Origin of the sequence: Kaistella jeonii, from assembly GCF_000812865.1 — a bacterium.
Lineage (GTDB): Bacteria > Bacteroidota > Bacteroidia > Flavobacteriales > Weeksellaceae > Kaistella > Kaistella jeonii.
In genome coordinates this window covers 191,654-211,944 of the sequence record NZ_JSYL01000004.1, presented here as the reverse complement: position 1 = coordinate 211,944, position 20,291 = coordinate 191,654, and the positions used below count along the sequence as shown (strand labels likewise).

Here is a 20,291-nt window from a genome sequence, read left to right as displayed (position 1 = left end):
ATATAAATGACATTAATTCTTATTATTTTTTCCGTATTATTTTTATTATTGTTAAAAAACAAATCGTTAGCGGTGCTTTTGATTGTTGTTCAATTAGTATCAATTATCGGAACCTATTTTTTGGGTCGGGAAATGAAGGTTGAGACAGGAAGTGATTATGGCTGGCTTTTTTTAATGCTCTTGCTTCTCTTATTGATTATACTACCGTGGAAATATTACTACAAAACCAAAGATATTGTTGATATTGATCCCAAAAAATTAAAAATAATAACCTACTTTTTAATTGGAATTAATTCAATAGTCTTCGTTGTTTTTTTAATTGCCGCAATCACTGTGCAAACAACGGTTGAAGACATAAATGAGTTCAAATATGCAGAGGGTGTTTCGGTCGATTTTTACTATAACAAACTTCCTTTCCCGCCAGTTTTTTTTAATTTTGCAATTATTTTTTATTATTTCTCCTATTTTATCCTCCCATTGCATTTTTATTATTTGTACAAAAAGAAAGTCTGGCTTTCGGTGATTTGTTTTCTTCTCTCCTTCAATATTGTTTTATATGGACTTACGTTTTTTTCCAGAGCGGTGGTAGTTCAATATGCATTGTTATACATTTCTTTTTTATTTTTATTATATGGAACTTTAGCTCCACGATTTAAAAGAATTTTAAAGTTTTCACTCATTTTTCTAGGGCTCATCGCAACAGCTTATTTCATCAATATTTCCCAACAGCGGTTTGAGCAGGATGTTAAATCATCGAAAACTTATTCGAAAGGTATTCCTGTTGAAGCCATCACGCAAGATCCTGTAGTTTATGGCTATCTAGATTACACTTCTCAAGGGTTTTTCAATGGTTATGAAGTACTTCAGTTATATGAAGGAGAAGGTTTTGGAGGTACATTGACTTTTGAAAGCATTCTTGGCTTTGTTTCTACCCCAATGCAAACTTATGAACGAAATAAATACAGGGCAAAATTATGGCCGCGACATTATTCTTATAGTTTTAATGGGTTTCCCGCATATACTGTTTATGATTATGGGATTATAGGCAGTATCATTTTTTGCCTACTTTATTTCGTTGTGGTTAAAAGAATGAGACCAAAAGAAAATGGAATCAAGTTAAAAAATCTTTTTTTAATCGTGTTGCTGATACAAATTCCATTAATGTCTATTTTTTATAGTCAGGTAGGTGGTTTGTTGATATCATTTATATTGTGGATTCCGCTTTGGATTTATCTTAACTTAAAAATAAAGCGATGAAAATTTTAGTTGTCGGGATATTCCTAGAGAGCGGTTTAATCGAAAAATATAATCAAATATCGGATGAAAATGCTAAGATTTCAGTGGCTGCAGTTAAATACTCTAAAATGATTAAAGCAGGTTTTGAAGAAAATTTGGGCCCAGATATTGACCATGTTTTTTTAGCTCCGATCGGAATGTATCCTCGATGTAAAACCTTGAGATGGAACCGACGAAATATTGATGGAATTCAATATTTAAAGTTTATTAATATCTTTTTCTTAAAACAGTTGACCATCGCATTTGATCTAGTATTAATGATGATAAACTGGAATCGAGAAAATAAAAATCAAAAGAAAATTGTAGTCTTTACATCGATCTATTTGCCATTTCTATTTGCGATCATTCCTTTTAAAATTTTTAGTAATATTAAATTTGTTTCGTTCGTTCCAGATCTTCCTGCTCACAGTTTTTCATATACGACAGACGGGAGTTTTCTGAAACGGAAATTAATACCCGCCTATATTTATTTAGCAAATAAATTAAATGCTTTAGTTGATTATTACGTATTTATCACCAAGTATATGAGTGATATTTATCCTAATAAACCTTTTACAATTATAGAGGGATTCGTTGACGTAAAAAAAAAGACAGTTGAATTACCTCACAAATCTTTTCCAAAAGCCGTCTTATACTCTGGTTCACTTTTTGAGAAATTTGGTATCAAAAATCTACTGACTGCTTTCACGCAAATTGAGGGAGATTATGAATTATGGCTCTTCGGAGGAGGTGATATGACTGCTGACATCATTGATTATGCGACGAAAGACAAACGGATAAAATATTTCGGGAACCGACCCAATACTGAAATTTTAAATTATCAGAAAAAAGCGACATTACTTATTAATCCGCGTTTTAGTCACGAAGAATTTACGAAATATTCTTTCCCTTCTAAATTAATGGAATATTTATCTTCTGGTACAGCAATTCTTACGACAAGACTTTTGGGGATTCCAGATGACTACCAAGATAAATTTTATTTTATAGAGGATGAATCTGTCAGTGGATTTAAACAATCAATAGAAAATTGTTTGAAAAAAAATACAGACGAATTAGAAACATTTGGTAACAATGGAAAGAATTTTGTAATGAACAATAAGAATTATATTTCGCAAATCAAGAAATTAATAATTGATCTTAAAGACTTTTTTAAAATAAATGATTAAATATATTTTTATTTCGTTTTTTGTGGTGTTTTCAAGCTTCGTAGTTTTTAATTGTATGGGAAATAATCTTCCTAAATTAAATACTGAATCTGATACTTCGCACAATAAAATTATTAATATTGAGCAATTTCAAGTTTTTCCTATCAAAGGATCTTCAGAAACCGATGAAGTTAAATATGAGCGCTGGCTTAATATTAAAAAAGCTTTCGAATATTGTATTGAAAATAAATATGATCTTTATTTCCCCAAAGGAACTTATGATGTAGGGGTTAGAAACTTTCCATTTCGACAAGAAGAAGGTAAAGGAAACCAAATGAAGGATTGTAAATCAATAACTATTTTTGGCGACGGGCGAGGAACTATTTTAAAAACGGCTTCAGTATTTGGAGCAGATGTTCTACAACTCAATATGGTGAAGAATCTAACAATCAAAAATTTTGATATTACTGCGAAATTGTCTTCAACAAAAAAAGCTGGTTCCAATGGCATTTCGATCACCAATGGTTTTGATAATATTGTGTTAGATAATATTTACATTTATAATCTTCCTGGAATCGACAAGGGGAATTATATCGACGGTGGAAAAGGATTGACTTTGCAATTCGATCCGAATATTGATAGCGTCAAAGGAAGTTTACTCGCTACCAACATCAAAGTGAAAAATTGTGCTTATGGATTTAGGTTTGATGCAGTTTCTGTGAGTGATATACTAAAAGGAAATATCAACATAAAACTTCAAATGGAAGCAGATCGAACATTCCAAGGCTTTTCAATGAGTTTTGGCGTTCCCACAGAAAATGTGAAACCAGGCTCTAAGTTAGTAATGGATGTAGATGCAGTATTAACAAATTCGCAGCAATACGTTTCTTTCTCTAGAGTTATTGGGGGTAATTACCGTTTTACTTTAGATAAAACAATTGATAATAAATATATCAATAAAGATCAGAACAATAAAGTTTGGTACAAAGCAGATCCGTTGTTTTTTGCATTTCTATCCAACTATTCCAAAGATACCAATACTACTATTAGAGGAAATGTTGGTGCGGTAGATACTAAAATTTGGATGGGTGCCGTGGGAAGTGTTGTAGAACCTTTAAACTTAAAAAATAGAACAGAGAACAATATTTTTAATTTTGATATTGCGGGTATTTCTTCTGATGAAGATTTTAAGCTAATAGAATATCAGGGTAACTCAATTAATAATTCGAAAATTAATTTTACTCCGCGAACATTAAAAAAGAAATTAACTTTTGAAAAAATAAAAAAGAACAATTCAATTATTATAAAATAATAATTCAATTGTTCTAGGACACTGGACAGATTTAACGGTAAATAGAACTTACTCAATATTATCCTTAACTTTCTTCAAATCAAATGTTTAGTTATAGAATATGAATTTTGTAAAAAATAATTTATAAATGCCAGCAGAGATAAGGTGCTCCTCGAATTTTTAGCTGATAGCATAGAAAAAGAGAATATCAATTGCTAATATTTATTTTAGGAAACACCATCCAAGGGTGATTTTTATTTTATTCCAGGTGATAGGTAAAAATTCCTTACGGCATTACTATTCAATAGACATCGTTTGTAATATATAATAAATTAAAATTTGCAGTGCTTTTAATCACTTATTTTCACAATCGTTTATTTTTAGATAATTCGAAAACAGTTTCCCTTTTCAACAATATGAAGATTGAGGTTATTAGCGGTTATCTTCGAAATATTTTAAAATCAAAACATTGTTGATTATTTTAACTTAAAGGGCTTGAAGATTTATCAGGTCATTTGAAATAAACAAAAAACAAATAATATATAGTATTTTTGCATTTTTAAATTTTTGATTTTCTTAATCTTTAAGATTTAATGAAATCTATAAATATTAAGAAAATCTGTAGGCAAACACAATAATATGTTAAAATTAGTTTATAGTGATAATAATCTTATTAAATTGAATTTTAATATGAAGGTTAACTTGCTTTTTTTTAATATTGCATAACTTAATTTAGTAATGAGAAATGAACTACTTATTGATGCAATGTACATCAATAACAGCGGCGGAAAAATACTATTAGATTACCTTTTGGTTGAGTTAGAAGCTTCTGGAAAAAAATGCTTTTACCTCCTTGATAAAAGAGTTGAAAACACCGTTCCCTATCTGAAAAATACAAAAAATGAAGTCCTTTTTTTAGAAGCTTCATTGGTAAAGCGTCATCAATTCTATACCAAATATCAGGATCGCTTTACTTCAGTTCTTTGTTTCGGAGACTTACCTCCCAATATTAGATTAAAAGCAAAAGTTTATACCTATTTTCATCAACAACTTTATATCAGTGTCCCACAAGATATGCATGTTGTTCACAAATTTTTGTTTTCTTTAAAAAGGAGTGTCTTAAAAATTCTTTTTAAAAATTCTGATTTTTGGATCTTGCAGACGGAAGTGATTAAGAAAAACTTTCAAAATAAATTTAAGGTAGATGATGACCAAATCCTGATTCTTCCTTACTATCCAGAAATAATAAATAACGCACAAGTCAAAAGGGAAAAAAATTCTTTTGTATATATAAGTAATGCGACTCCGCATAAAAATCATAAAAGACTGATTAATGCCTTTTGTAAATTTTATGATGAAAACAAGTGCGGAAAACTTATTATCACTGTAAATACGGATTTTGAAGAATTATGTAAATTCATTGAAGAGAAAAAACAATTAAATTATCCTATAGAAAATATCGGTTTTGTTGATCGTGATTCTTTGGGAGCAATTTACCAGTCGTGCGAATATTTAATTTATCCGTCTTTAGCAGAAAGTTTCGGATTGGGTATTGTAGAGGCAATTGAAAACGGCTGTAAAGTTATTGGCGCTGATTTACCTTATTTATATGCAGTTTGTGAACCAAGTTTAATTTTTGATCCTCTCGACGAAAAAGCCATAGAGAGTGCTTTTCAGGAAGCAATTACTACTGAAACAGCCGCCTCGAAATCATTGGTAAAAAATAACATAGATGAATTGTTAAATATTTTGTAGCCGTTATGATTATTTTAAACTTATTCAAAAAAAATGTAGCAGAAAATATAATTAATATGAAACGAGATTTTGAATATTATCATTTATTTCGAGAAAAAAAGACAATTCTTTAAATCTGGTTTTACACCGATAATAAAAATATTTTTAATGACCATTATTTTCTACATTCTTATTATTTCCATTGTCATCATTCAGAAGATTTTCTTGCGGTTTCAGATTACGGAATTGAATTCGCTTCCGCTGTTCATCATCAAAATAAATTTGGCGTTCAGTTTCATCCGGAGAAAAGTCACCATTTCGGGGAGATTTTATTGCATAATTTTGCAAAATTGTAAATTACATGCTTAGACCCAGAATAATTCCCGCCCCTTTAATTCAAGATAAAGGTTTGGTGAAAACCGTCCAGTTTAGCAATCCGAAATATGTAGGAGATTCAATTAACGGAGTGAAAATTTTCAATGAAAAAGAAGTTGATGAACTCGTAATTTTTGATATTGACGCTACCAAAAAAGGTTTGGAACCAGATTATAATTTATTAGAAGAATTGCAAATCAGTCCAGAATGCCGTTATGGAGGAGGCGTGAAAACAGTGGAACAGGCGCAAAATATTTTCGGTTTAGGAATAGAGAAAATTGCCTTAAGTTCTGCAGTTTTGCAAAATCCCAATTTAATTACCGAAATTGCAGAAAGAGTAGGTTCCCAAAGTGTCATTGTGGTTTTAGATGTCAAAAAAAATTATTTGGAGGTTATGAAGTTTTCACACACAACGGGAAAAAATCAACCGGCATCGATCCTATAGATTTTGTTGTTCAAGCTCAGAATTTGGGAGCCGGTGAAATCATTATTAATTCAATCAACCAAGATGGAATGATGAGGGGATTTGATATGAATTTAATTGATAAAATAAGAGAGAAAATTTCGCTGCCATTGACGGTTTTGGGTGGTGCAGGTTCTCTGGAAGATATAGAAAAAGTAATAAAAAGACACGGAATTATCGGAGTTGCAGCGGGTAGTTTTTTCGTATTTAAAGGAATTTATAAAGCGGTATTAAATAGTTATCCGTCAAAATTAGCAAAAAAAAATATTATTAAATGAGTATAGAAATTAACGGCAAAATCCTCCTAATTACTGGAGGTACTGGTTCATTTGGAACTGCGGTTCTTAATAGATTTTTAAAAACAGACCATTTCAAAGAAATCAGAATTTTTTCCCGTGATGAGAAAAAACAAGATGACATGAGAAATCTCTACAAAGACAGCAAAATAAAGTATTATATTGGTGATGTCCGAGATTATGCAAGTGTAGAAACTGCAACCCGTGGAGTGGATTATATTTTTCATGCCGCAGCTTTGAAACAAGTTCCATCTTGCGAATTTTTCCCTATGCAAGCGGTAAAAACTAATGTTGAAGGAACTCAAAATGTAATTCGTGCAGCTGGTTACAATAAAGTTAAAAAAGTAATTTGTTTGAGTACGGACAAAGCGGCGTATCCTATCAACGCAATGGGAATTTCTAAAGCGATGATGGAAAAAGTTGCCGTTGCAGAATCCAGAAATTTGAGCGATACTACTGTTTGTTTAACAAGATATGGAAATGTGATGGCGTCGCGTGGTTCTGTAATTCCTTTATTTTTAAATCAAATTCAGAAAGGAGAAGAAATTACGATTACCGATCCTAATATGTCTCGATTTTTTATGTCTCTGGAAGATGCAGTAGATTTGGTTTTATTTGCTTTTGAAAACGGAAATGCCGGTGATCTTTTTGTAAATAAAGCTCCTGCAGGAACAATTGGTGATCTGGCAAAAGCTTTAGTGGAACTTTCTGGCAAGGAAACTCCAGTGAGAATCATCGGAACGCGACATGGTGAGAAACTGTATGAAACACTATGTACCCGAGAAGAAATGATGAAAGCAGAAGATATGGGCGATTTTTACAGAGTTCCAGCAGATAATAGAGATTTGAATTATGCCAAATATTTCTCGGAGGGAGAAAAAGATATTGCAGTAATTGAAGATTACCATTCCCACAATGCTAATCAGCAAGGAGTAGAAGGATTGAAAGCACTAATTTCTACATTACCACTCATCCGAAAAGAGATTTTCGGCGAAGATGTTCAGCAATATCCGTATTAAAAATAGTTATGAAAGCAAAAATCATTAGTGGCAATCGACATCAAGACGATAGGGGAACAATTTGTTTCAATAATGATTTCAATGCATTAGGAATCAAAAGAGTTTATACCATACAAAACGTGGACAGCAATTTTATCCGAGGTTGGCAAGGTCACCAAATAGAACAACGCTGGTTTTCAGCTGTTTCGGGCTCTTTCAAAATTAAATTAATAGAAATTGATTCTTGGGAAAATCCTTCTAAAGATTTAAGGGTTTTAGAATTTATCCTGTCTGCAGAGAATTTAGATGTTTTGCATATTCCACAGGGTTTTGTGACATCTATTCAAGCCATTGACGACCAGTCGAAATTATTAGTTTTTGCAGATTATGAATTGGGAGAAGTACAAGATGAATTTAGATTTCCAGCAGATTATTTTAATTAAAAAAATTGATTCATGAAAAAGATAGGAATTACAGGTCAAAACGGTTTTGTTGGATCTCATTTATATAATACCTTAGGTTTAAAACCTGAGGAATTTGAACGAATAGATTTTCAAAAAGAATATTTTGAGCAACCTGATCAATTAGATAATTTTGTAAAACAGTGCGATGTGATTGTACATCTCGCTGCCATGAACCGGCATCCTGATCCCGAAGTTATTTATCACCAAAACGTAGAATTGGTTAATCAACTGGTTTTGTCTTTAGAAAGAACTGGTTCAAAAGCACACCTTCTATTTTCGTCTTCATCTCAGGAGGAACGTGATAATTTGTACGGAAAATCCAAAAAATTAGGCCGATCTCTACTGGCAAATTGGGCAAAACTTAATGGCGGTAAATTTACCGGAATGATTATTCCCAATGTTTTCGGACCTTTCGGGAAACCTAATTACAACTCGTTTATTGCTACATTTTGCTATAAATTAACGCATGGTGAAAATCCGACCATCGATGTTGATGGTGAAGTGCGATTAATTTATGTTGGAGAATTGGTGCAGGAAATCATTAATCAAATTCAAAGTGGCGAAACAAAAGAACAATATGTTGTGCCATTTACCACCGCTATAAAAGTTTCTGAAGTTTTAGATAAACTAGAGAACTATAAAAAATTATATTTTGATGCGGGAGAAATTCCAAAGTTGATCACTGGTTTTGATTATCAGCTCTTCAATACTTTCCGCTGCTATTTTGATATTGCGACTCATTACCCAGTAAAATTCACTCAAAATATTGATCCAAGAGGAGCTTTTGTGGAAGTCATCAGATTAGGAATTGGTGGACAATGTTCTTTTTCAACCACCGTTCCCGGAATTACTCGTGGAAATCATTTCCATACCAGAAAAATAGAAAGATTTGCTGTTATCAAAGGAAAAGCACTTATTCAGTTAAGAAAAATTGATTCCGATGAGGTTTTAGATTTTTATTTAGATGGTACTGAACCAGCTTATGTAGATATGCCGATCTGGTACACGCACAACATCAAAAATATTGGCGAGGAAGAATTACTGACCATTTTTTGGATCAATGAACCTTACAATGCAGAAGATGCAGATACTTATTTCGTGGAAGTTTAAAATTAAAATGTATAGAAATTCTATTATCTAATCTTATAATTTGGTTTAAAAATCAAGCAAATGCCTCTTTTAGTTAATGAAAAATCTTATTTTTGCAAATATTAAAAAATATGAAGAAACTAAAGGTCATGACAGTCGTCGGAACCCGTCCCGAAATTATAAGATTATCGAGGGTTCTTATTGCATTAGATAATTCTGAAGCCATTGAACATACCATTGTTCATACTGGTCAAAACTATGATTATGAGCTGAATCAGATTTTTTTTGAAGACCTTGGTTTGCGAAAACCAGATTATTTTTTAGAGGCAGCCGGAATCACCGCAACCGAAACAATAGGTAATATTCTCATTAAAATTGATCCACTTTTAGAAGAATTACAACCTGAAGCTTTTTTAGTTTTAGGAGATACCAATTCTTGTCTTTGTGCAATTCCTGCGAAGAAAAGACAAATCCCAATTTTCCACATGGAAGCTGGAAACCGTTGTTTCGACCAACGCGTTCCAGAAGAAACCAATCGAAAAATTGTAGATCATACTTCCGATGTGAACTTAACCTACAGCGATATTGCTCGTGAATATTTGTTAAGAGAAGGCCTTCCTGCAGACAGAATCATTAAAACCGGTTCACCAATGTTCGAAGTTTTAAATCATTACCTCCCGGAAATCAAAAAATCTGATGTTTTATCGAGACTCAATTTAGAAGAGGGGGAATATTTCGTAGTAAGTTCTCACCGTGAAGAAAATATCAATTCTGAGAAAAATTTCAATGGTTTAATTGAAAGTTTAAATCTCATCGCTGAAAAATTTGGCTATCCAATTATCGTTTCTACGCATCCGCGAACCAGAAATATGATTGATAAAATGAAAGTAGTCGTTCGTCCCGAGATTCAGTTTTTAAAACCTTTAGGTTTCCACGATTACAACGCTTTGCAAATGCGCAGTTATGCAGTTTTATCCGATTCAGGAACTATTTCTGAAGAATCTTCTATCTTGAATTTCCGAGCTTTAAATATTAGAGATGCTCACGAAAGACCGGAAGCAATGGAAGAAGCCAGCGTAATGATGGTTGGAATGAATCCAGAAAGAATTATGCAGGGTTTAACGCAATTGCAGCAACAAAATATAGGTACAGAAAGAAATTACCGTCGTGTTTCCGATTATTCGATGCCGAATGTTTCTGAAAAAGTAGTACGAATTATTTTAAGTTATACCGATTATGTGAACAGAGTGGTTTGGAGTAAAGCATGAAAATTTTAATTGTTACTCAATATTACTTCCCCGAAAATTTTAAAAGCAACGACCTTTCTTTCGAACTTCAAAAAAGAGGGCACGAGGTCACTGTACTAACTGGATTACCCAATTATCCGGAAGGTAAAATGTACGATGGGTACGGAATTTTCAAAAATAGAAGACAGGAAATTAATGGCGTTAAAATTATTCGCTCACTTCTACTTCTGCGCGGAAAAGGTGGTGGAATTAGACTTTTTCTGAATTATTTTAGTTTTGCTTTCTTCGCATCTATTAAATCATTTTTCCTAAATTTTAATAATAAATATGATGCGGTAATCGTACACGAACCTTCGCCGATCACGCAGTTTTATCCGGCACTTTTATTAAAAAAATTACAGAACGTTCCCGTTTATTTTTGGGTGATGGATCTTTGGCCAGAAAGTTTAGAAATTGCGGGCGGAGTTAAAAATAAATCAGTTCTTGGTTTCTTTGAAAAGATGGTCATCAACTTTTATAAAAATTCAGAAAAAATATTAATTACTTCCAAAGGTTTTAAAAAATCAATTTTAGAAAAAGGAGATTTTGAAAGTAAATTAGAATATTTTCCGAATTGGGCAGAAGATTCGATTTCGCAAGGTGATCAAAATTTTCCTGTTCCCGAATTACCAGACGGTTTCAAAGTGATGTTTGCTGGGAATGTTGGTGAAGCACAAGATTTAGAAGCAATAATTAATGCCGCTTTAGAGCTTAAAAATAATCCGGAAATTAAGTTAGTTATCGTGGGCGATGGTCGAAAAATGTCTTACGTTCAGGAATTTATCGAGAAGAATAGTTTACAAAAAACAGTTTTCACCGTTGGTCGATTTCCCGTAGAAGCAATGGCGAGTTTTTTTGCAAAAGCGGATGTCATGTTGGTGAGTTTAAAAGATGATAAAATTTTTAATCTTACCGTTCCTGCGAAAGTTCAGGCGTACATGAGTGCATCGAAACCTATAGTAGCAATGCTTAATGGCGAAGGTGCAGAAATTATAGAAGAAGCGAAATGTGGTGTGGTTGTTTCTGCTGGAGATTCAAAAAAATTAGCGGAAACAATTTTGAAAATGGCAACTTTATCCAATTTGGAATTAAAGCAAATGGGTGAGAATAGCAGAAATTTCTTTCTTGAAAATTATCAACTTTCCAGCTGTATCGATAATTTGGAAAGGATTTTAAAATTAAAAACTGTTCCAGAAAAAAAATAGGACTATTAAATATCGGATTAATTAAATTTTAAACCGGTCAAAACAAAAACAAATGAATATTACCATCACAGGAATATCGGGTTTCGTTGGTCAAAATCTATCAAAATATTTGAGAGATCACGGAAACATTGTCGATGGTTTATCTCTCCGACATGAAAATTGGAGTCTGGATAAAAATGCAGAAGCGATTATTCATTTGGCCGGAAAAGCACATGATACAAGTAATTCTTCCGATCCTGAATCTTATTTTAAAATAAATAGAGATCTAACAATCACTCTTTTTAAACAATTCTTAACTTCCGATAGCAAAGATTTTTTTTATTTCAGTTCAGTAAAAGCGGTCGCAGATACCGTTGATGGTATTCTTGAAGAAAATTTCACTGCCAATCCTCAAACTCCTTACGGTCAATCAAAACTGGAAGCTGAAAACTATTTGCTCAGTCAAAATTTGCCTTCTGGAAAAAGATTGTTTATCATTCGACCTTGTATGATTCATGGTCCTGGGAACAAAGGGAACCTGAATTTATTATACAAAGTTGTTGAAAAAGGAATTCCGTGGCCTTTAGCAGCTTTTGAAAATCAGCGTTCTTTTCTAAGTATTGACAATTTAAATTTTTTAATTTTAAAGATGCTTCAGAATGAAAAGATGGTCTCAGGAATTTACAATTTTGCAGATGATAATGCTTTGTCAACTAATGAACTGGTGAAAATTATTGCGAATATTTCTGGTAAAAAAGAGAAGTTATGGAAATTGAATGCTAATTTGATTTCAGGTTTTGCAAAAGTTGGCGATTTAATAAAACTGCCGCTTAATTCAGAACGGTTAAAAAAGTTGACAGAAAGTTACGTCGTTTCTAATGCTAAAATAAAAGACTCTTTACGAATACTATCGCTTCCTATTTCCGCAAAAGAAGGTCTGGAAATAACCATCAAAAGCTTTAAGAAATAATGATATATATCATCATAACCGTCGCTTTTTTTCTACTGATACTGGTTTATTTTAAAATAGCCGACAAGTATAATATTATCGATAAACCTAATCATAGAAGCGCTCACACAGAAATAACGCTTCGAGGTGGCGGAATAATTTTCCCGATCGCGTATGTTTTTTTCATGGGATTTGAAATGTTTATTAAAAATGATGGTTTTAGTGAGTCAATATCTCCAAATTACTGGATTTTTGGTTTAGGTTTATTGCTCATTTGTGGTATCAGTTTTATAGATGATATGATGGATTTATCCAGCAAAATTCGCTTGGTGTTCCATTTTGCAGCAGTGACACTTTTGCTTTATTTTATAAATGCTTTTCAGCTTTTACCTTTTTGGGCGATTCCAATTTGTTATATTTTGATTATTGGAATTTTGAATGCCTATAATTTTATGGATGGAATTAATGGAATGTCGGGAATTTATAGTTTGGTAGTATTAAGTTCATTGTGGTACGTTAATCAGTATCTGGTTGAATTTGTTACTGCAGATTTCATTATTTATCCGATGATCGCTGCGTTGGTTTTCCTCTTTTTTAATTTCCGAAAAAAAGCAAAATGTTTCCTCGGAGATATTGGTAGCATGGGAATCGCATTCTGGATTATTGCGCTATTGGCTTTATTAATGCTAAAAACAGAAGACTACAAGTGGTTTCTTTTTTTAGCAGTTTATGGTGTAGAAACAATTTTAACCATCATGGAAAGATTGAAATTAAAAGAAAATATTTTCGATGCGCACCGTCGTCATTTATATCAGCTTTTTGCAAATGACAAGAAAGTGTCTCATCTCGTGATAAGTTCGGTTTATGCTTTGATCCAGCTTTTGATGAACGTTGTTGTGATCTTTTCACATTGGTCTGACTGGGTAATTTTTTCAGTGATTTTACTTCCATCGATTTTTTGTTACTTGATCCTAAAATCTAAATTGAAAAGACAAATTTTAATTACTAAATAATTCAATTGATGAAAATTAAAGAAACACCTCTCAAAGACTGCTATATCATAGAAACTACAATTTTCGAAGACGAGCGTGGCTACTTTTACGAAAAATTCAATGAAAAAAAATTTGAAGAACTAACGAGTTTGAACGGTCATTTCGTTCAGGATAATATCTCTAAATCATCATATGGTGTTTTGAGAGGTCTTCATTTGCAGAAAGGCGAACACGCTCAAGCGAAATTAGTTTCTTGTTTAGAAGGTAAAGTTTGGGATGTCGCGGTAGATTTAAGAAAAGGCTCCCCAACATTTGGAAAGTGGTTTGGATTAGAATTAACTCCCGAAAATAAATTACAACTATACGTTCCGAGAGGTTTCGGACATGGTTTTTCAGTTTTAAGTGAAACTGCGATCTTCGCGTACAAGTGTGATAATTTTTATGATAAAGGTTCGGAAGGTAGCGTTATTTACAACGACAAAGATTTGAATATCGACTGGAAATTACCTTTCGATAAAATCATCCTCTCCGAAAAAGATGCTGCATTACCTGCTTTTAAAGAACATAATTTTTAAAGAAGTCTTATGAAAAATATTATCATCACCGGTGGAGCTGGATTTATAGGTTCGCACGTTGTTCGGGAATTTGTGAAAAATCATCCAGACAGTAAAATCATCAACCTAGATGCTCTAACCTACGCCGGAAATTTAGAGAATTTAAAAGATATCGAAAACGAACCTAACTACGTTTTTGAAAAAGCAGATATTACTAATGTTGACGAACTCCGAAAAGTTTTTGACAAATATAATCCAGATGCGATCGTACATTTAGCAGCAGAAAGTCATGTGGACAGAAGCATTGAAGATCCAAGTGCATTCATCAATACAAATGTAAATGGAACGGCGAATCTATTGAATTTGGCAAGAGAATTCTGGACTTTGAACCCAGATCATCAACATGGAAATTTCCCCGATGAAACGCGAAAAAATTTATTCTATCACGTTTCTACTGATGAGGTTTACGGAAGTTTAGGTGAAACTGGTTATTTTACGGAAGAAACTTCTTATGACCCAAAATCTCCTTATTCCGCGAGTAAAGCTGCCTCCGATCATTTGGTTCGAGCATACGGAAATACCTATGGAATGCCATTTATTATTTCTAACTGTTCCAATAATTACGGTCCCAATCATTTCCCGGAGAAATTAATTCCGTTATGTATTTCTAATATTTTGAATGGAAAACCGCTTCCAATTTATGGAGACGGAAAATATACGAGAGACTGGTTGTATGTGATCGATCATGCAAAAGCAATTCATCAGATATTTTTTGAAGCAAAAACCGGCGAAACTTACAATATTGGTGGTTTTAATGAATGGAAAAACATTGATCTCGTAAAAGAACTCATCAAACAAATGGATGAAAAACTCGGAAATCCAGAAGGTCATTCTGAAAAGTTAATTACCTACGTTAAAGATAGACCAGGTCACGATTTACGTTATGCCATCGATGCTTCAAAACTCAATAAAGAATTAGGTTGGAAACCATCAGTAACTTTCGAAGAAGGTCTCGGAAAAACAATCGATTGGTTCCTTGAGAACAAAGAATGGCTGGATCACGTTACAAGCGGTGATTACCAAAAATATTACGACAAACAGTATAATTAGTAATTGAGTTCTTGGATCATTGAGTTTTTGAGTTTTGAACTGTAAAAATTTTGATTATGACTTTTGTGAAATTCCATAAAGATTTAATTGTTTATCAGAAAGCATTTTCTGCGGCAATGGAGATTTATGCAATTTCTAAAAAATTCCCTTCAGAAGAAAGATACTCATTAACTGATCAAATAAGAAGATCATCTCGTTCTGTTAATGCGAACATCACTGAAGCCTGGAGAAAAAGAAGATATGAAAAATCGTTCATCAGCAAACTCAATGACGCAGATGGTGAAGCTGCCGAAACTCAAAATTGGTTAGATTTTGCATTTGCTTGCGGATATATTGACAAAGAAATTTACGTAGATTTATATAAAAAATACGATGAAATTCTGGGTATGATTGTATCAATGACTATCAATTCTAAAAAATGGACATTTACTGAACCCAAAATCTCGAAACCACAATAACTCAATAACTCAAACACTCAATCACTCAAAAATGAAAGGAATAATACTCGCCGGCGGTTCCGGAACCAGACTTTATCCATTAACAATCGCTGTAAGCAAGCAACTCATGCCTGTTTACGACAAACCGATGATATATTATCCGCTATCAACATTACTTTTGGCGGGGATTAAAGAGATTCTTTTAATTTCTACACCGCATGATATTGATGGTTTCAAGAAATTATTAGGTGACGGTTCATCAATCGGTTGCAACATTCAGTATAAAATTCAGCCTTCACCAGATGGTTTGGCGCAGGCTTTTATTTTGGGTGAAGAATTTATTGGCGATGATTCAGTAGCTTTAGTTTTGGGAGATAATATTTTTTACGGAGCAGGTTTACCACAACTTTTGTCGAGTAAAACCAATGTAAAAGGTGGCTGCGTTTTCGCTTATCAAGTTTCTGATCCCGAAAGATATGGTGTTGTAGAATTTGATGAGAATCAAAAAGCCATTTCGATTGAAGAAAAACCGACAGAACCAAAATCAAATTTTGCAGTTCCAGGATTGTATTTTTACGATAATTCAGTGGTAGAATATGCTAAAAATCTGAAACCTTCCCCAAGAGGAGAATTAGAAATTACAGATATCAATAAAATTTACCTAGAAAAAGGAAACTTAGAAGTTGGCGTTATGAGTCGCGGAACAGCTTGGTTAGACACCGGAACTTTCGATTCGCTACATGAAGCTTCTGAATTTGTGAAGGTTTTGGAGAAAAGACAAGGTTTCAAAATTTCCTGTATCGAAGAAATTGCTTACAAGAAAGGATTCATCAATGAAGAACAACTCCTGAAATCTGCCGAAAAATATGGCAAGAGTGGTTATGGTGAATATTTGAAAAATTTAATAAAATAAATTACCGCAATATATAATAAGGAGAGTCAAAAAAAGACTCTCTTTTTTTTCTTCAAAAATTAAAAATTGTTTTTTAGTACTTCAGTTTTTAATGCAATCAACAATTTTGAACGACTTTCAAAAAAGGTTTAAAATCGATTTTATATTTTTTTTATATATTTACTTTATGGCTGAAATGTTTATTATTGGGATTTGTGTGATTTTATTGGTCTCTTATATTTTTGATATAACTTCAAAATTTACCAAAGTTCCCTCTGTAATTTTCTTACTTGCAACAGGTTGGCTTTTGAACCAAGTTGGTGGACTTTTCAATATTATTATCCCAAATCTTAATGTCGTACTTCCGGTTTTGGGAACAATAGGATTAATTTTAATTGTTTTGGAAGGCTCGCTGGAATTGGAACTCAATCGATCAAATCAAAGCGTAATAAAAAAATCTGCATTAATTGCATTGTTGCCACTGGTAATAATCGCCATCGGATTTTCTCTTTTTTTATATTATGAATGGGAAGTACCTTTCAAACAAAGCTTGATCAATATTATTCCTTTTTGCATTATAAGCAGTTCCATCGCCATTCCAAGTGCCATTAATTTAACCAAAGATAAGCGCCAGTTTATAACTTACGAAAGCAGTTTGTCAGATATTATTGGAGTTGTTTTCTTTAATTTTGCCACTTTCGGCACCGCAATCACTTTGAGTGGTGCATTTCATTTTGTAGGTCAGTTTATGTTAATGCTTGTGATTTCCCTTGTCGCATCACTTGTCCTCGCTTTTCTTCTGGCTAAAATTGATCATCACATAAAATATGGGCCGATTATTATTTTGAATATTTTAATTTACGAAATTTCCAAAATTTACCACCTTCCAGCTTTGATCTTTATTTTATTCTTCGGTTTGATATTGGGGAATATTGATGAATTAAAACATCTGAAATTCCTTAGAAATGTACGTTTCACAAAACTTAATTCGGAGGTTAAGCATTTTAAAGATGTTGTCGTAGAAGCAACTTTTATCGTACGAACACTTTTCTTTATTGTTTTTGGCTTCGTCTTGAAAACTGAAGATATTATTAACACCGATTCTTTGGTGTGGTCTGTTTCGATCGTAATTGCAATTTATCTCTTACGAGCAATTTTCTTAAAATTAGGGAAAATGGATATGCAGCCGCTTTTTTACATCGCTCCGAGAGGTTTAATTACCGTTCTTTTATTTCTAAGCATTACGCCTGAAGATCGTTTTCCGTACTTGAATGAATCCGTTGTAATCCAGGTTATTTTATTGACCACTTTTATCATGATGATTGGACTTGTTTTCGAGAAAAAAGTGAAACCTGAAATGTTGCGATTTCCTAATTTTAAAAAAGACAGACACCCAGAAGAATAATTTTTAGTTTTTATATCTTACCTTTGCGCCCAATTAATTTTATAATGCGCACAAAATCAGTAGGAAAAAAGAAAATCAATATCGTCACTTTGGGTTGTTCTAAAAATGTGTACGATTCTGAAGTCTTGATGGGGCAGTTATTAGCCAACGGGAAAGAAGTAGTACACGAAGATAAAGGAGATATTGTGGTTATCAATACTTGTGGATTTATTGATAATGCAAAAGAAGAGTCTATCAATACGATCTTAGAATATGTTGAAGCTAAAAATCGCGGCGAAGTAGAGAAAGTTTTTGTAACAGGATGTCTTTCTGAAAGATACAAACCAGACTTGTTGCGTGAAATTCCCGATGTTGATCAATATTTCGGTACGCGTGATCTTCCTTTGTTATTGAAACATTTAGGAGCTGATTACAAACACGAATTGGTAGGAGAAAGATTACTTACCACGCCAAAACATTACGCTTATTTAAAAATCTCAGAAGGTTGCGACCGACCTTGTTCATTCTGCGCAATTCCCTTAATGAGAGGTGGAAATATTTCTACACCAATTGAAAATTTGGTCATTGAAGCTGAAAAATTAGCTAAAAAAGGCGTCAAAGAATTAATTCTTATCGCACAGGATTTAACCTATTACGGATTAGATCTTTATAAAAAACGCGCTTTAGGAGATTTACTTTTACGTTTGGTGAAAGTGGAAGGAATCGAATGGATTCGTTTACATTACGCCTTTCCAACAGGATTTCCGGAAGATGTTTTAGAAATTATTAAGAACGAACCAAAGGTTTGTAATTATATCGATATTCCATTGCAACACATCAATTCTGATTTGTTGAAAGCCATGAAACGTGGAACTTCCCATGAAAAAATAGATGCTCTTTTAGCGAAATTCCGGGAGAAAGTTCCAGATATGGCGATCAGAACGACTTTGATCGTAGGTTTTCCAGGGGAAACAGAAGAGAAATTTCAGGAAATGAAAGAGTGGGTTCGTGAACAAAGATTCGACCGATTAGGTTGTTTCACATATTCTCACGAAGAAAATACGACTGCTTACGTTTTAGAGGACGATGTTCCACAAGAAGTAAAAGAAGCAAGGGTAGAAGAGATCATGGAATTGCAGTCTCAGATTTCCTGGGAGAAAAACCAGGCGAAGATCGGACAAACCTTCCGTTGTATTTTCGACCGAAAAGAAGGAAACTATTTTGTCGGACGTACAGAATTCGATTCGCCGGATGTTGACAATACCGTTTTGGTTCCTGCCGAAAATATTTATTTATCGATCGGTGAATTCGCAGATATCAAAATAACTTCTGCAGAAGAATTTGATCTGATTGGCGAACTCGTTTAGTAAAAACTTAAAAAAATCGTTGATTTTTGATTATAAATCAATAGAATTTAATACAAAAAACTTCCATCTAATATGGAAGTTTTTTTATGCTCTAATGATTGATTATCAGCATGTTTTAGCTTAATTTAACAAGATGGTATGCATTGGTTTGTTAATAAAATTAACATTTGGGAGGTAATTTTAACACGTTTTAAGAACCTTTGTGAACTCCTATGATTAGTGAATGTACAGTTAATCTTAACAAAACCTTAACAATTCGTTAAGACAGTTTAACACAGTGAGTGTTGCAAGTGATGATTATGGAATAAATTTGCAGAGTCAAAACCAATAAAAATAATTCAAAATGATGAAAAGAGGAATACTCCTAATCATAATGATGATTTCAACACTCGGTCTATATTCATTTAACAAATATAATGCCGATGATGCGAAGACAAGTATTGCATCATTTTACCACGATAAGTTCAACGGTAGAAAAACAGCAAGCGGTGAAATTTTCAGTAATGCAAAAATGACCGCAGCAAACAGAACGCTTCCTTTCGGCACCATGCTAAAGGTAACCAATTTGAGATCAGGAAAAAGTGTAATAGTAGAAGTTAATGACCGTGGTCCTTTTCATTCTTCCAGAGCCATTGATCTTTCCAAAGCAGCGTACAAATCAATAGGGGACACCAAAAAAGGTACAATGCCCGTTGAATATGAAATTATCGATATCGACAACGATTAACATTACGTTTAAAAAACAGAAAAGCCGATTCATTTGAGTCGGCTTTTTTTATGATTTTTTTTGGGCGAACATTTCCGCCTTCCGTTCCCGCTTTTTTGTTCCACTATGTTCCACAAAAAGAGCTCCACTCAAGTCGGGTCGCACGAAGTTTTTAAAAACAAAAACTATATTTAAATAAGAATACTAAAAACTAAAATTCACGTGTTCAAAAACCTTGCACCGCTTGCTAAGTGAAACGCCTTTGCGTTCGTACATTTA

General features: G+C 33.1%; 21 protein-coding genes. All 21 read left to right on the top strand.

All coding sequences use genetic code 11. The features are described 5' to 3' along the window. Nucleotides 1-6 precede the first annotated feature (6 nt). The 21 genes from OA86_RS08620 to OA86_RS08525 all read left to right on the top strand — a co-directional run bounded on the left by OA86_RS08620 (nucleotide 7) and on the right by OA86_RS08525 (nucleotide 20,033). The gene (locus OA86_RS08620; RefSeq protein WP_074781398.1) at nucleotides 7-1,257 is read left to right on the top strand and encodes an O-antigen polymerase; all 1,251 of its coding nucleotides are present in this window, start codon (nucleotides 7-9) and stop codon (nucleotides 1,255-1,257) included. Then, a complete protein-coding gene (locus OA86_RS08615) occupies nucleotides 1,254-2,462 on the top strand; it encodes a glycosyltransferase (RefSeq protein WP_039351711.1) in 1,209 nt (402 codons plus the stop codon). The genes OA86_RS08620 and OA86_RS08615 overlap by 4 nt, the downstream gene beginning before the upstream one ends. Next, nucleotides 2,455-3,753 (top strand): hypothetical protein, encoded by a 1,299-nt coding sequence (locus OA86_RS08610; RefSeq protein ID WP_143071372.1) that lies wholly within the window; start codon nucleotides 2,455-2,457, stop codon nucleotides 3,751-3,753. Before OA86_RS08615 ends, OA86_RS08610 begins: the two co-directional genes overlap by 8 nt. 717 nt (nucleotides 3,754-4,470) lie before the next feature. Beyond that, on the top strand, nucleotides 4,471-5,487 hold the full coding sequence (locus OA86_RS08605; RefSeq protein WP_039351707.1) for a glycosyltransferase: 1,017 nt from the start codon (nucleotides 4,471-4,473) through the stop codon (nucleotides 5,485-5,487). A 113-nt stretch (nucleotides 5,488-5,600) separates the two neighbouring features. After that, the gene (locus tag OA86_RS15865; protein WP_221404077.1) at nucleotides 5,601-5,822 is read left to right on the top strand and encodes a glutamine amidotransferase-related protein; all 222 of its coding nucleotides are present in this window, start codon (nucleotides 5,601-5,603) and stop codon (nucleotides 5,820-5,822) included. A gap of 5 nt (nucleotides 5,823-5,827) precedes the next feature. Then, nucleotides 5,828-6,286: a HisA/HisF-related TIM barrel protein gene (locus OA86_RS15990; RefSeq protein WP_198410764.1), complete on the top strand. Its 459-nt coding sequence runs from the start codon at nucleotides 5,828-5,830 to the stop codon at nucleotides 6,284-6,286. A 23-nt stretch (nucleotides 6,287-6,309) separates the two neighbouring features. Then, on the top strand, nucleotides 6,310-6,582 hold the full coding sequence (locus tag OA86_RS15985) for a HisA/HisF-related TIM barrel protein (RefSeq protein ID WP_375600434.1): 273 nt from the start codon (nucleotides 6,310-6,312) through the stop codon (nucleotides 6,580-6,582). Next, nucleotides 6,579-7,619 (top strand): polysaccharide biosynthesis protein, encoded by a 1,041-nt coding sequence (locus OA86_RS08590; RefSeq protein ID WP_126340497.1) that lies wholly within the window; start codon nucleotides 6,579-6,581, stop codon nucleotides 7,617-7,619. Before OA86_RS15985 ends, OA86_RS08590 begins: the two co-directional genes overlap by 4 nt. Nucleotides 7,620-7,627: 8 nt before the next feature. Then, on the top strand, nucleotides 7,628-8,041 hold the full coding sequence (locus OA86_RS08585; RefSeq protein WP_082017310.1) for a WxcM-like domain-containing protein: 414 nt from the start codon (nucleotides 7,628-7,630) through the stop codon (nucleotides 8,039-8,041). Between the two features lie 12 nt (nucleotides 8,042-8,053). Next, on the top strand, nucleotides 8,054-9,172 hold the full coding sequence (locus tag OA86_RS08580; protein ID WP_039351701.1) for a polysaccharide biosynthesis C-terminal domain-containing protein: 1,119 nt from the start codon (nucleotides 8,054-8,056) through the stop codon (nucleotides 9,170-9,172). 110 nt (nucleotides 9,173-9,282) lie between these two features. Further along, entirely contained in the window at nucleotides 9,283-10,419 is a 1,137-nt protein-coding gene (gene wecB / locus OA86_RS08575) for a non-hydrolyzing UDP-N-acetylglucosamine 2-epimerase (RefSeq protein ID WP_039351699.1), read from the top strand. Beyond that, nucleotides 10,416-11,642: a glycosyltransferase family 4 protein gene (locus OA86_RS08570; protein WP_039351697.1), complete on the top strand. Its 1,227-nt coding sequence runs from the start codon at nucleotides 10,416-10,418 to the stop codon at nucleotides 11,640-11,642. Before wecB ends, OA86_RS08570 begins: the two co-directional genes overlap by 4 nt. 52 nt (nucleotides 11,643-11,694) lie before the next feature. Continuing rightward, nucleotides 11,695-12,591: an NAD-dependent epimerase/dehydratase family protein gene (locus OA86_RS08565; RefSeq protein ID WP_039351695.1), complete on the top strand. Its 897-nt coding sequence runs from the start codon at nucleotides 11,695-11,697 to the stop codon at nucleotides 12,589-12,591. Then, nucleotides 12,591-13,583, top strand: a complete 993-nt coding sequence (locus OA86_RS08560; protein WP_039351693.1) for an MraY family glycosyltransferase — start codon at nucleotides 12,591-12,593, stop codon at nucleotides 13,581-13,583. Before OA86_RS08565 ends, OA86_RS08560 begins: the two co-directional genes overlap by 1 nt. An 8-nt stretch (nucleotides 13,584-13,591) precedes the next feature. Further along, the gene (gene rfbC, locus OA86_RS08555; protein ID WP_039351692.1) at nucleotides 13,592-14,137 is read left to right on the top strand and encodes a dTDP-4-dehydrorhamnose 3,5-epimerase; all 546 of its coding nucleotides are present in this window, start codon (nucleotides 13,592-13,594) and stop codon (nucleotides 14,135-14,137) included. 9 nt (nucleotides 14,138-14,146) lie between these two features. After that, nucleotides 14,147-15,226: a dTDP-glucose 4,6-dehydratase gene (gene rfbB / locus OA86_RS08550; RefSeq protein ID WP_039351690.1), complete on the top strand. Its 1,080-nt coding sequence runs from the start codon at nucleotides 14,147-14,149 to the stop codon at nucleotides 15,224-15,226. Between the two features lie 56 nt (nucleotides 15,227-15,282). Beyond that, nucleotides 15,283-15,684, top strand: coding sequence for a four helix bundle protein (locus OA86_RS08545; protein ID WP_039351688.1), 402 nt, complete (start codon nucleotides 15,283-15,285; stop codon nucleotides 15,682-15,684). 31 nt (nucleotides 15,685-15,715) lie between these two features. Further along, nucleotides 15,716-16,576: a glucose-1-phosphate thymidylyltransferase RfbA gene (rfbA, locus tag OA86_RS08540; protein ID WP_039351686.1), complete on the top strand. Its 861-nt coding sequence runs from the start codon at nucleotides 15,716-15,718 to the stop codon at nucleotides 16,574-16,576. A 166-nt stretch (nucleotides 16,577-16,742) separates the two neighbouring features. Further along, complete coding sequence (locus tag OA86_RS08535; protein ID WP_039351829.1) at nucleotides 16,743-17,960, top strand: cation:proton antiporter; 1,218 nt, start codon at nucleotides 16,743-16,745, stop codon at nucleotides 17,958-17,960. A 44-nt stretch (nucleotides 17,961-18,004) separates the two neighbouring features. Further along, nucleotides 18,005-19,306 carry a 30S ribosomal protein S12 methylthiotransferase RimO gene (rimO, locus tag OA86_RS08530; RefSeq protein WP_039351684.1) on the top strand — a complete coding sequence of 434 codons (1,302 nt, stop codon included), beginning with the start codon at nucleotides 18,005-18,007 and terminating at the stop codon, nucleotides 19,304-19,306. A 343-nt stretch (nucleotides 19,307-19,649) separates the two neighbouring features. Next, nucleotides 19,650-20,033 carry a septal ring lytic transglycosylase RlpA family protein gene (locus OA86_RS08525; protein WP_039351682.1) on the top strand — a complete coding sequence of 128 codons (384 nt, stop codon included), beginning with the start codon at nucleotides 19,650-19,652 and terminating at the stop codon, nucleotides 20,031-20,033. The last annotated feature ends 258 nt before the right edge of the window (nucleotides 20,034-20,291 follow it).